General features: G+C 72.1%; 13 protein-coding genes and 1 tRNA gene. 8 read left to right on the top strand and 6 right to left on the bottom strand.

Annotation, left to right across the window (positions count from 1 at the left end; genetic code table 11):
* Window positions 1-13: 13 nt before the first annotated feature.
* The 4 genes from CCN39_RS16220 to CCN39_RS16205 all read right to left on the bottom strand — a co-directional run bounded on the left by CCN39_RS16220 (window position 14) and on the right by CCN39_RS16205 (window position 6,059).
* Complete coding sequence (locus CCN39_RS16220) at window positions 14-1,282, bottom strand: alginate O-acetyltransferase AlgX-related protein (protein ID WP_244210811.1); 1,269 nt, start codon at window positions 1,280-1,282, stop codon at window positions 14-16.
* Window positions 1,279-3,612, bottom strand: a complete 2,334-nt coding sequence (locus CCN39_RS16215) for a glycosyltransferase (RefSeq protein WP_086842873.1) — start codon at window positions 3,610-3,612, stop codon at window positions 1,279-1,281. Before CCN39_RS16215 ends, CCN39_RS16220 begins: the two co-directional genes overlap by 4 nt.
* A 1-nt stretch (window position 3,613) precedes the next feature.
* A complete protein-coding gene (locus CCN39_RS16210; RefSeq protein ID WP_086842871.1) occupies window positions 3,614-4,798 on the bottom strand; it encodes a hypothetical protein in 1,185 nt (394 codons plus the stop codon).
* Between the two features lie 124 nt (window positions 4,799-4,922).
* Window positions 4,923-6,059: a hypothetical protein gene (locus tag CCN39_RS16205; RefSeq protein WP_086842869.1), complete on the bottom strand. Its 1,137-nt coding sequence runs from the start codon at window positions 6,057-6,059 to the stop codon at window positions 4,923-4,925.
* Between the two features lie 257 nt (window positions 6,060-6,316).
* On the opposite strand from CCN39_RS16205, the gene CCN39_RS16200 reads away from it, so the two are divergent.
* Window positions 6,317-6,940 carry a hypothetical protein gene (locus CCN39_RS16200; protein ID WP_244210809.1) on the top strand — a complete coding sequence of 208 codons (624 nt, stop codon included), beginning with the start codon at window positions 6,317-6,319 and terminating at the stop codon, window positions 6,938-6,940.
* On the opposite strand, the gene CCN39_RS16195 is transcribed toward CCN39_RS16200, so the two are convergent.
* Complete coding sequence (locus CCN39_RS16195) at window positions 6,918-7,601, bottom strand: alpha/beta fold hydrolase (RefSeq protein ID WP_086842865.1); 684 nt, start codon at window positions 7,599-7,601, stop codon at window positions 6,918-6,920. The genes CCN39_RS16200 and CCN39_RS16195 overlap by 23 nt on opposite strands.
* 134 nt (window positions 7,602-7,735) lie before the next feature.
* Here CCN39_RS16195 and CCN39_RS16190 point away from each other — a divergent pair, with 134 nt between their 5' ends.
* Entirely contained in the window at window positions 7,736-8,320 is a 585-nt protein-coding gene (locus tag CCN39_RS16190; RefSeq protein WP_086842862.1) for a DUF2716 domain-containing protein, read from the top strand.
* A gap of 33 nt (window positions 8,321-8,353) precedes the next feature.
* Window positions 8,354-8,752, top strand: a complete 399-nt coding sequence (locus CCN39_RS16185; RefSeq protein WP_086842859.1) for an immunity 7 family protein — start codon at window positions 8,354-8,356, stop codon at window positions 8,750-8,752.
* A 163-nt stretch (window positions 8,753-8,915) separates the two neighbouring features.
* Here CCN39_RS16185 and CCN39_RS16180 read toward each other — a convergent pair.
* A tRNA-Gly gene (locus tag CCN39_RS16180) sits at window positions 8,916-8,988 on the bottom strand.
* A gap of 187 nt (window positions 8,989-9,175) precedes the next feature.
* Here CCN39_RS16180 and CCN39_RS16175 point away from each other — a divergent pair.
* The 5 genes from CCN39_RS16175 (at window position 9,176) to CCN39_RS16155 (ending at window position 14,443) form a co-directional block, all read left to right on the top strand.
* Entirely contained in the window at window positions 9,176-10,735 is a 1,560-nt protein-coding gene (locus tag CCN39_RS16175; RefSeq protein WP_086842857.1) for a sigma-70 family RNA polymerase sigma factor, read from the top strand.
* 113 nt (window positions 10,736-10,848) lie between these two features.
* Complete coding sequence (locus CCN39_RS16170; RefSeq protein WP_086842855.1) at window positions 10,849-11,289, top strand: DUF983 domain-containing protein; 441 nt, start codon at window positions 10,849-10,851, stop codon at window positions 11,287-11,289.
* A gap of 12 nt (window positions 11,290-11,301) precedes the next feature.
* On the top strand, window positions 11,302-12,162 hold the full coding sequence (locus CCN39_RS16165) for an Fpg/Nei family DNA glycosylase (RefSeq protein ID WP_086842852.1): 861 nt from the start codon (window positions 11,302-11,304) through the stop codon (window positions 12,160-12,162).
* Between the two features lie 99 nt (window positions 12,163-12,261).
* Window positions 12,262-13,578 (top strand): histidine kinase, encoded by a 1,317-nt coding sequence (locus CCN39_RS16160; protein WP_086842850.1) that lies wholly within the window; start codon window positions 12,262-12,264, stop codon window positions 13,576-13,578.
* 19 nt (window positions 13,579-13,597) lie between these two features.
* Entirely contained in the window at window positions 13,598-14,443 is an 846-nt protein-coding gene (locus CCN39_RS16155) for a S49 family peptidase (RefSeq protein ID WP_086842848.1), read from the top strand.
* Window positions 14,444-14,855: the final 412 nt, after the last annotated feature.

The following is a 14,855-nucleotide window of genomic DNA, read 5'->3' as shown; positions in this document are numbered from 1 at the left end:
CGGTTCGGCGCGATCATCGGTTGAGCTCGCGGAAGATGTTCTGCTGCACGGACGGCGTCAGCATCGACGCGGCTCCGGCGATGAGCCCGCGTTCGGCGAACTCGACCACCACGACGTCGCTGCGCCCGAGCAGCTCACCGATCGCGGCGCCGCGGTCCTGGTCGGACGTGCTGTAGTGCATGGCGGTCAGGTCGCGGAAGGTGGCGGCCATGTACGGCAGGGTGCGGATGGTGAACGAGTCGCCGAGCCACGCCGTGCGGAGGCCGTAGGTGCCCGTCCCGGTCGCGGTGTCGGTGTGCACCGGCGGGATGTAGTCGGCGGGCATCGTGCGGGTCAGGTCGGTCCGGCCGTCGGGCATCAGCGCGTAGTGCGTGCCGTCCGTCAGTCCGGTCCGGCCGATCAGCCGCGGCAGGTCGGCCGGCAGCTCCCAGTTCTCCTTCGGCTCGACGCGCCAGCTCCCGGTGATGCCCGGTCGCAGCCGCTCGGTGACCTCGCGGACCGCGGTGATCGCGCCTTCGTCGTTCCAGTGGGCGTCCAGCGGGCCGTAGAGCGGCTGGCCCTTGCGGTTGGCCCAGTCCCGCAGCGGGCCGCGCAGGTCGACCATGAAGTTCTCGGCGTCGACCCGGCGCCAGAAGTCGTTCTGGACGGCGTCGTGGCAGTCCTTGCCGAGGTAGTTGTCGGGCAGGTGCTGCGGCACCATGGTCGCCTTGTCCGGCGCGATGACGACGACCAGCTGGCGGCCCGAAGCCTCGATCCCGTCGCGGAAGCGGCGCAGCCGGTCGAACGTGGTGTCCAGGTTCTCGGTCGGCACGCAGTGGCTGGTGACCTCGTCGCCGAGGTAGAGCCAGCCGTCCTTGCCCTCGATCACGGTGGGGAACTGTCGCGGGTCGAGCTTGGTGTCGCCCGGCACCTGCAGCGGGCCCTGCTGGTGTTCCTGGTTCAGCGGCGGCGGTTCGCCGAACACCCCGCGGCTGATGGCGTCGGCGGTGTGCACGGCTTGTTCGCGCAGCACCAGGTGGTCGGTGGCCCAGCTGCCGAGCTGCGGGAAGAACGACCAGCCCTGCCCGATGCTCGGGAACGGCGTCAGCGCCCGGTTTTCGAATTCGCCGGGCCGCGCGCCGAAGACCACCGACAGGTTCGGCGTGAGGAAGAAGACGGTGGCGCAGATCAGCGCCACGAGCTGCTTCCCGCCGTGGCGCGGCCGGTAGAGCGCGTGCTCGCGGGGCAGGAAGGCTTCGTAGACCGGCAGCATCGTCTGCTGCGGGCCGCCGGGCCGCGTCACGACGTCACCCGCATCCGGCGGGCCACCGGCCGCAGCAGGCGACGGGCGCGGGCGGCCAGCGGTGACCGCGGCGGCGGTTCGGGCGCCTGCCGGGCGAGCCAGGTCCGGTGCGCTTCTCCCAGCCGCTCGCGCAGCCACGCCACCGTGACGTCGGCCGGGTGCGTGCGCAGGATGTGCTCGCGGGCGGCGGCCCCGCGGCGGCGGGCTTCGGCCGGGTCGTCGGCGACGGCGCGCATGGCCTCGGCCGCCGCGTCGAGGTCCGGGTCGGCCCAGTGGCCGTCACTCCGGTAGGGCGGCCAGCCCGGGCCGACGTCGGTCATCGTGAACGGCACCGGCCAGCCGGACCCGGGACCGAAGAACTCGGTCGTGCTCGAATAGTCCGTCGCGATCACCGGCAGCCCCCTGACCATCGCCTCGGCCACCGTCAGCCCGAACCCCTCGCTCCGGTGCAGTGACACGTAGGCGTCGGTCCTGGCATACAGGGCGTCGAGTTCGGCCGTGGTGAGGTACCGCTCCACGAGCTCGATCCGCGGGTCGCCGTCGATCGCGCGCTGCAGCCGTTCGACGGCCGCGGTGTTCCGCTGCCCGTTGGTGGCCTTCAGCACGAGCCGGACGTCTTCGCGGCCGGGGAAGGCGCGGCGGAACGCCTCGACGACACCCCACGGGTTCTTCCGGCCGCCGGTCGAGTTGAAGTCGAAGACGAACAGGAACCGGGTCTGCCCATCGGGTTCCCGCGACACCGGGCCGGGGTCGGGCACCGGCACCGGAATGGTCCGGACCGGGACCGGCGAGTGCGCCGCGATCGCCCGGGTGGCGAACTCGCTGGGGGTCCAGACCTCGTCGACGAACGCGAACCCGTCGTGCATTTCGGCCGGGAAGTCCTCCAGTTCCCACGCCCACAGCCCGATCCGGTAGCGCCCGGCGGCGGCGTCCGGGTGGCTGTCGACGACCACCCGGGTGAAGTCGGAGTTGACCGTCAGCAGGCTGACCCCGAACCGGGGCGGGCCGACGCTTTCCGGGACGGCGAGCCCGGTGCGGACCGAGCCGGCGATGGACCGCTCTTCGACGACCGACACCATCGGGATGCCCGCTCGGGCGATCATCCGCTGGACCAGCCGGGCCATCTCGCCGAGCCCGAGTTCGGCGGTGAGGAAGCCGACGACGTTGACCCCGAAGTCGGCGACCGGCGCCAGCGGTGCCGCGGCGGGCACCGGGAGCGCCCACGCCGGCAGCAGGCCCTCGGCGACGCCGTGGGTCGCGCACCACTGCCGGAACCCGGGCGCGCTCTCGCCGCGGGGGTGGGGGAAGACCGCCTGCAGGTCGACGCGGGCGCGCCAGACCTCGGCCGCCAGCCGCGTCAGCCCCCCGGCGGCGTCGACCGGGTTCGCCGGTTCGGTCAGCCACTCCCGGAACGCGCGGCCGCCGTCTTCGCCGAACGGGTGCGGCGGCAGCTTTTCGGCCGGCAGGTCCGGCGATTCCGTGCGCAGCCAGGCGTCGTGGTAGAGCTGCCGCATCTGCGGGGTGAGCGGCGAACCGTCCGGCAGCGTGGAAAACCGGCCTTCGCCGGGCCGGGCCGGGCCGACCCGGTCGCCGTAGGCGGCACACAGCCGGCGCAGGACCGGATCCGCGGAAAGCCGCACCCGCGGCCGTGTCGCGCAGTCGGCCGTCAGCAGCCAGGGCGCTTCGGGGTCGTAGCCGCGGAAGGCGATGAACCGGCTCTCCGACGGCGAGCGTTCGTGCAGGTTCCAGTAGCCGACGGCGAGCCCGGAGTCGCGCACGACCAGGTGCTCGAACGTGCCGGGGAGCAGCTCCGGCCACCGCCAGGTCGCCGCCGTCCGGTGCGGTGGCCGGCGCCGGGCCCGGTCCGCCCAGTGGTCGAGGAACGGCCGGGCGGCGGGCCCGGCGGCGAGGAAGCCGTCGTAGACGCCGGGGACGTCCTCGGGTTCGAGACCGTCCCGCGGGAGCGGGGCCAGCAGCGCCGCCGCGACGACGACGCCGTGGTCCGCCGCGAGCGCGCTGACGTCCTCGAACGGTGCGTGGACCTCGACGTCGGCGTCCAGCAGGACCGCGACGTCGAACCGCTCCAGCAGGCTGCGCAGCAGCAGCGGCCGCAGGACGTCCGCCAGGTCGGCGCCGTCGTGGCAGGTGACCAGCCGGAAGTACTCCGCCGGCTCGAGGTCCAGCTCGCCGGGCGCGGTGCCGTCGTCGGCCACGAGCACGGTGAACTCGTGTCCGGGGTGGTGCGCGCGGTACGACGCGGCGAGCACCTCGGCGGCACCCAGGCGGTCCCGGGTGACCACGGTGCAGGCGACGAACCGGCGAGCCGCCATGTCAGCCGTTGGCGGGCAGCTCTGCCAGCTGCTTCGCGAGGATCTCGTCGAAGGCCTGCGAGACGCCGGCCATGTCCGACCCGTTCACCTGCACGCGGACCACGGTCTGCTTGTGCACGTAGTGGGCCCGGATCAGGGCGCTGCCGTCTTCCTTGACGAGCTGCACGACGTCGACGCCCTCGGGCGCCGTGCCGGTGTACTTCGTGAGCTTGTACTTCGCCTGCAGCGTCCCGAGCTTGTCGACCGCGTTGGCCGCGGCCGAGGCACCCGAGGTCTTGGCGGTGACCACGACGACGGTCACGCCGGAGGGCAGGTTCGACACCGACATCCGCGCGGTGGTCGGGTTCGCCGCGGCGAGGGCGTCGTTCTCCTCGTCGGTGAGGACCTTGCGCGCCTCGAAGTCGTCGAACTTGGCGAAGTCGGTGGTTTCCTTGACGTCGCCCGGGAGCTTGGCGATCTCGAGGTCGTCCTTCGGCTTCTGGGTCGGGGGCGGCGGCGCGGTGGACGACTGCGCGACCGGCGGCGTCTGCTCGTTGCCGCCGGAGAAGAGGAAGTAGCCGCCGACGCCGAGGCCGGCCAGCACGACGACCGCGATGACGATCGCGATGATCTTCTTGCCGCCCTTGGCCGGGGTCGTCTCGAACGACGGCTCCGGCCCCTGGCCGACCCAGCTGGTGTCGGCCGGGAAGTCCGAGCCGCCCCACGGGGTGCTCGTGTTCTGCGCGGGCGCGGCCCACGGCATCTGCTGGTTGGGACCGGACAGGTGCGGCGGCGGCGCGTACTGCGGCTGCTGGGCCGGGAACCCGCCCGAACCGTGGCCGCCCTGGTGGAAACCGCCGCCGGTGGCCTGCGGCGGCACGCCCGGCACGACCTGCGTGCGCTCGGCGTCGCCCTGGCCGGCCGGCGCCCAGCCCTGGGGCGGGGGGCCCTGCGGGACGGCCTGGGTGCGTTCGCCGTCGCCGAACGAGGTGTTGACGATCTGGGTCTGGTCGCCCGCCGGCGCGGCGGGAGCCTGCGGCTGGCCGGGCGGCGGGGTCACCGGGGCGATGATGTGCGTGCTCTCCGACTCACCGGCCCCGGTCTGGCCTGCCTGGGGATCGACGTTGACCGCCGCGGAAAGGACGCTGTCTCGCCGCAGCCGGTAGTCGTCAGCCGAAATCTGACCCGCGGCCAGCTCTTCGTCCAACTGGCGTAGTTGCTCCTGCCAGGACAAACCGGGCCCCCTTCTCGTCTGCGTCGCCGGCCCAGCCAGCTCCCGCATCATTGTGCACTCAGCCCCGCCCGCCGAGGTCGGAAGGGTCCGTTCAGGCTCAGCTGACCGGGAGGACCGCCTCGAGCGCGTCCACGGCCTTGTCCAGCTCGCTGCTCAGACCCGCCTGGCCGCGGTCGGGCTCGGCGATCCCGATGCTCACGACATTGCTGCCGGAGCCGTACCAGGTGGTGTTCAGGAAGGTGTCGCGGTCCTTGCCCGACACCGTGCGCAACGCCGACTGGACCGACCGGAAGCCGCCCGCCAGCGCGTCCTGGTAGAGCTTCTCGACGACGGCCTGCGCGTTGGCCGGGCTGCCCGTCGGCACGACCAGGACCAGGTACGAGACGTCGCCGTCGGCGGCGCCCCGGTAGATCACCTTGCTCGCCCCGTTGGCGTTCAGCAGGTCCGCGGTCGACGCCGGGTAGAGCCCCAGCTCCAGGCCCTTCGCCACGGACATCGTCGAGTTGTTCGGGTTCTGCTTGCCGGGCATCTGCGGCACCCGTTCGTCCAGCGACGGGGTGCGGACGCCGTCGGAACCCGACGACGGTGCGCTCGACGGGGCGGCCGCCCGGTCCGAGCCGGAATCGCGGCCGAGCCACGCGATCCCGCCGGCGATCATCGCCAGGACCAGGAGCACACCCAGGGCGACGAAGAGCCGGACCGGACGGCGGCGGCCGTCCGCCGATTCGTCCCAGCGGTGCTTGCCCGTCTCGTCCGGCGGCGGCCCCACCGGCCTGGGCGGCGCCTGCTCCCCGCGCGGGTGCGTCGGCGGGAACCGGCTGAGCTGCGGCCGGTCCGGCAGCGGGCCCTCGACGCTCAGGTACCGCGTCGGGTTGATGTCCGCCGGGCTCGGCGCCGTGGTCAGGTGGTCCGCGACGGCGGGCACGCCGGTCCCGGTGCGCTGCCACGGAGGCGCGGGCGCCGGCGGGCGGACCTGCGGCCGGGACGGCTGGTAGCCCTGCGGGTTCGACGGCGGTTCCTGCCGTTGCGCCGGCAGGGCCTCCGTCGCCGCCGCGGGGTTCTTGCTCTGCCACGCTGTCGCGGGCCGGCGCAGCGGTGACGGGACGGGTGAGGCCACGGTCGAACCGGAAGCCTGCGCGAGCAGCTCGTCCCGCTGCTTGCGGTGGGCGGCTGGCTCGATGCGGCCGGCCGCCAGATCCGCGTCCAGCCGGCGCAGGTCGTCCTGCCAGCTCATGAGTAGACCCCCATCCACCGTTCGGGGCATCAGTCTGGCACGCGCGGCCGACCTGAGACGTTGCTGTTCGAGGTTGATCGGCAACGTAGCGCACGGAACGCCGTTTCGGGAGTCCTCCGCGTGGACGATCCCGAATTGTCTCCACGGAGTGCTCCGGACCGGCGGCCGTCACCCGTCAGGACCCCGAAACTGTCGTACATGTGTTCTAAAATTGGCGTTGTCCAGGGGAGATGCCGCCCGCGACCGCGGGTGGCGTGATGGAGGAAGGCAGGGCCATGGCCTACATCACCCTGTCCACGTTCGTGGGCTACAGCGCGAGTTCCGGGCCGTCGCGGTCGTCGTTCGTCCGGCGGCAGCGCCGTCAGTACGAGGATCCGGCGCGAGCGGCGTTCAACTACTACCGGCGGGCGGCCAACGCGGTGCGCTCCGGCCGGGCGGCGAACCAGGACGAGGTGGCGCTGCGCGCGCTCGTCAACGCCGCCGACGAGCGGACGAAGCCGCACTACGCGGCGATCGCCGAGGGCTGGCTGCGGTACCTCGGCCGCAAGTCGCCGAGGCTGGTGGAGGTCGGGCGCGGCCGGTGCCGGATCGGCGAGCTCGAAATCGGCGTCAGCCCGCAGATGGGGCTGCGCAAGAGCGACGGCCGCCGCTACGCGACCTGGCTCTACTTCAAGGAGGAGCCACTGGCGAAGTCCTCGGCGCAGCTCGCGCTCTGGGTCATGGAGGAGGCGATGCCCGACATCCTGCCCGGCGGCGAGGCGCTGGTGATCGACGTCCGCCGCGGCAAGGAGTACCGGCTCACGCCGCGCGACCGCGCCCGGATGCGGCCCTGGGCCCGCAGCGAGGCCTCGGCGTTCCTCACCCTCTGGGACGCAGCCTGAGCAGCACGCCGGCCACGAGGTCCGGCCGCGTGACGAAGGGGTGGTGCGCCACCGGTAGCTCGACGACGTCGGTGGCGCGCGCCGCCTGGGCCCGCTGGGTCTCGGGCGGTGTCGCGCGGTCTTCACCGCAGACGAGGTAGGTCGACGGGACCTGCCGCCACGCCGCCCGGGTCGCCGGCTGGCCGAACACCGCTTCGTTCTGCGCGGTGAGCCGGTCGGCGGCCGCGGCGTAGGTGGGGTCGTCGAAGTCCTGGGCGAACAGCGGCCGCACCAGTTCCTCCCGGACGCTCGCGGTGCCGTCGCCGTGGCTGACGTGCCACGGCGCCGGTTCGCCGGTCCCGAAGTCGGCGAGCGCCTCGCCGGCGTCCGGGAGGAACGACGTCACGTAGACGAGCCGCCGGACCGCGGGGTGGTCGCCCGCTGTGGTGATCACCATGCCGCCGTACGAGTGGCCGACGAGCAGCGCGGGCTCGTCGGAGGCGTCGAGCAGGGCGCGGACGGCTTCCGCGTCGGCGTGCAGATCACCGCGCGGCTCGCCCTCGCAGCTCGGCAGCACCGCCGCTGAACTGCGCAGACCGTGCCGGGCGAGCACGTCGGCGGTGGGCTGCCACCACCACGCGCCGTCGCGGACGAAAGCACCGTGGACGAAGAGGATCCGCATGGTGACAATCTGGCGGAACCCACCCGGATGAGTGACACAGTTCGCGGCGGGCGGACGGGGACTGGACAAACCGGAGGCCGAACACGAAGCTTTCGCGTGTTCTTCCGCGCTCGGCCGACTCGAGGTCTCAAACCGTGAATGCTGCCTGGGAAGCCGTCTCCCGCGTCGTCGACGAGCCAGCCTGGTACTGGGTGTACGACAAGCTGGCGTTCTGGCCGAGCACCTACGCGCACGCCTGGCCCGGGTTCCGGGAGCCGGCACCGTCGCGGACGTGGGACCTTTCGCCCGGGAACCTGGACCGCGCCTCGGCGGAGTTCCGGCTGGGCCCGTACGCGGTCGAGGAGCACCAGGTCGGGACGATCGCGCTGGCCGCGTTCCGGGAGGTCTGCGGTCCGGACGACTGGATGTGGGCGCTGCACTGGCAGCACCAGTCCTACCGCGTCCGCCCGCACCTGATGTCCGGGAGCGCACGCTGGCCGGTGCCGGTGTTCCCGCGTGCGGACTACCACCTGTTCCTGGCGGCGGACTTCTCCTACGGCACGCTCGGCCACCCGTGGGAGCGGACGCTGTGCGTGTTCGGCGAGAAGCTGGTGCCGGCGTTCGAGCGGCTGGGCGAAGGCGTGCTGTCGAACGTCCTGCGCCGCGACGGGAAGCCGGCCGTGACAACCGGGACTTCCGCCACCCGGACCCCCGGAGAGCGGTCCGAGCTGGCCCGCTGAGCCGCTGGTTGATCTCTTGCTACCGTTCTGCGGGTGTTCGAATACCACGGCTGGGTGACCATCCAGGCGACCGCGAGCGGCGATGACGACGCGGCGCTCCTGGAACGCCTGGTCGACCGCGTGCACCGCGCGATCCGCGACGCGGGCGACTTCGACCTGGTCGACCTCCGCTGGAGCGCGGGGATGCCGATGCTCCACTTCGGAGGGTTCGACAAACACGGCGCCCAGGCCGCCGATCTCCTGACGTTGTTCACCCGAGCGGGCGAATTGGCCCCGGGTTCCTACGGCCTCTTGCACACGTGGGACGACCAGGACACCGAGAACGACAACAACTTCCGCGTGTACCGAATGGCCCGAGGCCAGGTGACGGAGCGGGAAGACCCCCACCTGACCCCGGTGGCCCCCACGATCCTCGACACCTACGAGCTCTGAAAACCCGAATAGGGGGCCCCAAGGCCAAGCCCGGAAGGGGAAGCCGGGGCACCGTCCCCAGGTCTGGCGAAGGCACCGTGGGGGGTCCGGGGGCTCGGCCCCCGGGTGAAATGGCGAGAGGGCTGTATCGGCGATTTCTGCCGATACAGCCCTCTTACCCGCGAGCGGATGACGGGATTCGAACCCGCGACCCTCACCTTGGCAAGGTGATGCGCTACCAGCTGCGCTACATCCGCGTTGTCTTGCTGATGGGAAGAACTCTATACCCTCCGCGTCAGGGGGCTGTCACCGGGTCCCCCCGTCCCCGGACCGGTGCTTCGGTGTCACAGCTGGCGTACAAGGGGTGACGACGGCTGATTCCCTCCGTATGGTGTCTCCATTCGACCGAATGGGGAGACCTTCGGGGAGGAGGTGCCGGGCCGGATGACCGAGCTGGGCACGGCGCCGCCACCAGCGGCCTCGGAATCCGACGAGCAGGCACTGCTGCAACGGCTCCGCAACGGCGAGGACGCCGCGTTCGGGGAGCTGTTCGAGCTGCACGCCGCCGCGGTCCGCCGGCTCGCGCAGAGCCTGGCGGCCGATCGGTCCGAGGCCGAGGACATCACCGCGGAGACGTTCTTCCGCGTGTTGCAGGCCCTCCGCCGGGGTGCCGGTCCCCGTGACTACGTCCGCGCGTACCTGCTGACCGTCGCCCGCCGGGTGTCGTGGGAGTGGCACGGTGCCCGCCGGGACGTCCCGGTCTCCGACGACGAGCTGACTTTCCGCGCCGGGGCGGGTGCGGACACGCACGCCCGCACGGCGGAGCACACGCTGATCACGACGGCGTTCACCAGCCTGCCGGAGCGGTGGCGGACGGTGCTGTGGCAGACCGAGGTCGAGGGTGAGCAGCCCGCGATGGTCGCTCCCCACTTCGGGTTGAGCGCGAACGCGACCGCGGCGCTGGCCCGCCGGGCGCGGCAGGGGCTGCGTGCGGCGTACCTGCAGGCCCACCTTTCGGTGAGCCGCGGACCGGATTCGTGCCGGGCGGTCGTGGAAAAGCTCGGCGGGTTCACCGCGGGCAGCGTCACCGGTGCCGAGGCGGAGCGGATCAAGGCGCACCTGCACGGCTGCCCGTCGTGCCGCGCGACGCAGGACGAGCTGCGGGACGTCTGCTCGTCGCTGCGGGCGCACGCCGGGGTGCTGGTGCTGCTGGTGCCGGCCGCCGCGTCGGTGGGCGGCAGCGGGGTGCTGGCCGGGCTGGGCGCGACGGTCAAGGGCGTGCTGGTCGGTTCGAAGGTGAAGATCGGGCTGGCGCTGGCGTCGACCGCCGCGGTGGGTGCCGTGGGCGTCGCCGCCGGGCCGGTGCTGTTCGGATCCGCGCCGGTGCAGGACATCGGGTTGCCCGGTGGGGCGCCCGAGCTCGTCGTGGTGCCGCCGTCGGAGACGCACCACCAGCCGCCGCCGCAGGCGCAGCCGGAGCCGCGGATCGGCATCGGCGTGCTCAACGGCCGCGGCACCGGGGCCGCGGTGCCGGCCCGGTCGCGGGGCGGGGAGCGGCAGGTCGCCGCGAACGAAGTCCCGCAACTGCCGGTCGCCGGCGACGTCCCGGTCGGGGAAGTGGGTGCCGGTGCGCAGCCGGCCCCGCGCGAAGACCTCACCTCGTCGACGTTCGTGGCGCCTGACCAGCCGGCGACCTCGCCGCGGCTGGACACGTCGAGGCCGGACATGACGATGACGACCGACTCCGCCGAAGCACCCGTGCCGGAGGACGCCGAAGCGCCCGAGCTGTCGCCGACCGGCCGGCCCGGCAAACCGGACCCGTCGTCGGACGACGCGGAGAAGCCGGCGCCGAAGGACGACGAGTCCGGCGCCACCGAGACGCCGCCGGAACCGTCGACGACCGTGACGCCGACTTCGGGCAAGCCGTGCCCGGACAGCGCCTCGACCGTCACCGGGTCGGGCGAACCGGCGGACCCGGCTCTGGTCCCGCCGTCAGGTTCTTGATCAGCGGTGATCTCCTCCGGTGGGCGAGATGTCCGGTTCCTCCCTCGCGCGGGTGAGCCCCGGCACGGTACCGTTGAGGCGCTCACCCTGCGGGCGCCCCGGGAGGCAACTGAATGAACCGGCTGGTACGCGGCGAAGACGGCCGCGACTGGGTGGTCCGTGCCCAGATGGAATGGCGCGCACCGGCGACGGCCGACGACTTCGAGCACGACGTCGCGGGCAGCTACGGGCCCGGAATCGCGATGATCGTCGTCACCGCGCTGCTGGCCGTGATCCTCATCGTGTGGACGCCGGACCAGGTCAACGTCCCCGCGTGGGTGCTGCTGGCGCTGCTGCTCGTGGTGCTGTTCTTCCCGCTGCGGTGGATCCTGCGCCGTCCCTGGACCGTGGTCGCGGAGACCGAGGGCGACGTGACCGGTGACCGGCCGTCCGAGCGCTGGGTCGGCACCATCCGCGGCATGTTCACCGTCCAGGGCGAGGTCAAGAAGATCTCCAAGACCATCCAGCGGCACTCGCTGCCGGACTTCGACGGGCCGCTTCACCCGGTCGAGTAGGACACTGGAGCCATGCCCGAGCTACCCGAGGTCGAAGCACTGGCTCACCACCTGCGCGAGAACGCCGTGGGCCGGACGATCTTCCGCATCGATGTCGCATCGCTGAGCGTGCTGAAGACGGCGACGCCGCCGTGGACCGACCTGCACGGCCGCGAGATCACCGGCGCGACCCGGCACGGCAAGCACCTCGACGTCGTCGCCGGTGACCTGCACCTCGTCGTCCACCTGGCCCGCGCGGGGTGGCTGCGCTGGTCCGACGGCCTCGCCGCGGCACCGCTGAAACCGGGCAAGGGCCCGATCTCGCTGCGGGTGCACCTCGAGTCCGCGACCGGACCGGGCTTCGACCTCACCGAAGCGGGCACGAAGAAGGGCCTCGCGGTGTGGATCGTGGAGGACCCGCAGGAGATCGCGAGCGTCGCGCGGCTGGGCCCGGACGCGCTCGCCGTCGACGCCGCTCGGCTGCGCGAGCTCTTCGCCGGCAAGAACACCCGGCTGAAGTGGGCGCTCACCGACCAGTCGCTGCTCGCCGGGATCGGCAACGCCTACTCCGACGAGATCATGCACCGCGCGAAGCTCTCGCCGTACGCCACGATCGGCAAGCTCGGCGAAGGCGCGCTGGAAACCCTCGCCGAGGCGATCCGCGAGATCGAGACCGACGCCGTCGAGCGGTCGGTGGGGCAGAAGGCGGCCCGGCTGAAGGGCGAGAAGCGGTCGGGCCTGCGGGTCCACGCGCGCACCGGGCTGCCGTGCCCCGTCTGCGGCGACACGATCCGCGAAATATCCTTCGCCGACAAGTCGTTCCAGTACTGCCCGACCTGCCAGACCGGCGGCAAGCCGCTCGCCGACCGCCGGATGTCGCGACTCCTGAAGTAGTCGCTTCCGGACGCTCGGTAGGGTCTCGGCAACCCTCGGTCATCGCTGTTGGACAGAAAGTGGGATCAGGCCTTGCACCCGGTCGGTCGAGCGCAGAGCATGGACGCCGTGTCCGGGTTCCCGCTTGCGCAGATCGTCCCGTGGGGTCTTGTGGTGCTGCTCGTCGCCGCGGTCGTCGTGCTGCTCGTCAAGCAGCGCCGCCCGGTCAGCGTGGTCGAGGACGCCATGCTGCAGGCCGTGCACCGGATGTCGAAGGCGGCGCCGAACCTGCGTGCCGGGCTGGACGAGGACGCCGCCGACAAGATCACCACGCAGCTGCTGCAGATGCTCGACTGCGTCGCCGTCGGCATCACCGACAGCGAAGGCACGCTGCTGTCCTGGGACGGCGAGGCGAACGAGCACTACGTCGACCTGGTCGAGGCGATCGGGGCGGCGATCCGCAAGCACCGCCGCGAGGTCGTCGCGCACGACCGGATGCCGTGCAACCACCGCGGCACCTGCCGGATGAAGACCGCGGTCATCGTGCCGCTGCTGGTGGAGGGCGAGACGGAGGCGGCGCTGATCGTCGTCGGCCGGACCCGGGGCCGGCTGGTGCAGATGGCCGACGCCGTCGCCCAGTTCGTCTGCACCCAGTTCGAGCTGGCCCGGCTCGACGAGTCCAAGCACCAGCTCCAGCAGGCCGAGATCAAGGCGCTGCGGGCGCAGATCTCGCCGCACTTCGTCTACAACGCGCTGAACACGATCTCCGCCCTGATCCGCACGGACCCCGAAGAGGCGCGAGAGCTGCTTCAGGACTTCGCCGACTTCACGCGCTACTCGTTCCGGACGTCGGGCATGTTCACCTCGCTCGCCGAGGAGCTCCGCAACATCGACCGCTACCTGACCATCGAGAACGCCCGCTTCGGCGGACGGCTCGAGGTGCGGATGAAGATCGCGCCCGAGGTGCTCAGCGTCGTCGTGCCGTTCCTGATCATCCAGCCGCTGGTGGAGAACGCGGTCAAGCACGGACTGGCGAGCAAGCCCAGCGGCGGCTGCGTCACGGTGATCGCGCAGGACTACGGCACCGAGGCGCTGATCAGCGTCGAGGACGACGGCATCGGCATGGACCCGCGGCGCCTCAAGGACGTCAAGAACGCGCACAGCACCGGCGCGCACGTCGGGCTCGGCAACATCAGCCAGCGCATGCAGCAGGTCTTCGGCAACGACTACGCGGTGATGGTCGAGACCGCGCCCGGTGCCGGCATGAAGGTGACGCTGCGGGTGCCGAAGTTCGTCCCGGGCGTCCGGCCGAACATGCCGGACTACAGCTCGGACGCGGAGGCCGACGTCCCGGCCCAGGGCGGTCCCACCCAGCTCAACGGCGCCGACGTGAACGGCGTCAACGGCACGCGGTCGGGCATCCTCCCCATGAGCTGAATCCGGCTAGCCTGGCTTCATGAGCGTTACGGACAAACTGGCTTCGCGGATCCCGGTGCTCGCCGACCGGGTGGAGCGCAAGGACGTCGTGGCCGTGGTGAAGCTGCACGGCGTGATCACACCGTCGCCGTCGCCGCTGGCCAGGGGCGCGATCAACCTGGCCGCCGTGGAATCGGCGCTGACCAGGGCGTTCGGCCACGATCGGCTGAAGGCGGTCGCGCTGCTGGTGAACTCCCCGGGTGGCGCGCCGACGCAGTCGGGCCTGGTCGCCGAGCGGATCCGGCAGCTGGCCGACGAGAAGAACGTGCCGGTGCTGGCGTTCTGCGAGGACGTCGCCGCGTCGGGCGGGTACTGGCTGGCCTGCGCGGCCGACGAGATCTACGCCCACCGCACGTCGATGGTCGGCTCGATCGGCGTGATCAGCGGCGGCTTCGGGTTCACCGGCCTGCTGGAACGCTTCGGCATCGAGCGCCGGCTGCACACGGCGGGCGCGAACAAGTCGCGCTTGGACCCGTTCTCGCCGGAGAAGCCCGAAGACGTCGAGTGGCTGAAGAAGATGCACACCCAGCTCCACGAGCTGTTCGTGAACTGGGTGAAGGAACGCCGCGGTGACCGCCTGACGGACGCGGAGGACCTGTTCACCGGCGACGTCTGGCTCGGCGCGAAGGCGGTCGAGCTCGGCCTGGCCGACGGCCTCGGCAGCCTCCGCCAGATCATCACCGAGCGCTACCCGGACGCGGAGATCTCGGTGGCCGAGCCGAAGCGGCCCCTGCTCGCGCGGCTGGGCATCGGCGCCCCGGCGGCCGCGTCGGCGGTGCTGGACGCGGTGACCCAGAAGGCAGCCTGGTCCCGCTTCGGCCTCTGAGCGGATGGCCTTCCGGGCAGACTTTGTGACCTGGATCACCCAACCCGTGTAACGCCTCTGGAATCGCCTCAGGTCGTCAGGTCTCCTTGTCGACGGGCTTTGTTGTGAACGGCAACAAATCCGGTCGACAAGGAGGTCGTACCCGATGCCCCACTCCCGCAGGCTCGTGCTCGGCGCGGTGCTCGACGTGTAGTTCTGGATCTCGCCGGTGCCCCAGTTGGCGGGGCCGCCCGGGTAGCTGTGGCCGGTGTCGATGATCCAGTTCGCGCTCGAGGGGAGCGAGCCGGAGCCGCCGGTGAAGTCGTCGGCGAAGACGGTGGTCCAGCCCGACTCGGGCGGCGGGATGGACGCGGCGGCGGGGAGGGTGAGGGGGACGGCGATGAGTGCGGCGCCGAGCACCGCGCCGAGCACG

The sequence above is a fragment of the Amycolatopsis kentuckyensis genome (assembly GCF_002155975.1).
Taxonomy (GTDB): Bacteria; Actinomycetota; Actinomycetes; order Mycobacteriales; family Pseudonocardiaceae; genus Amycolatopsis; species Amycolatopsis kentuckyensis.
This window is presented reverse-complemented; position numbering and strand designations above follow the sequence as displayed.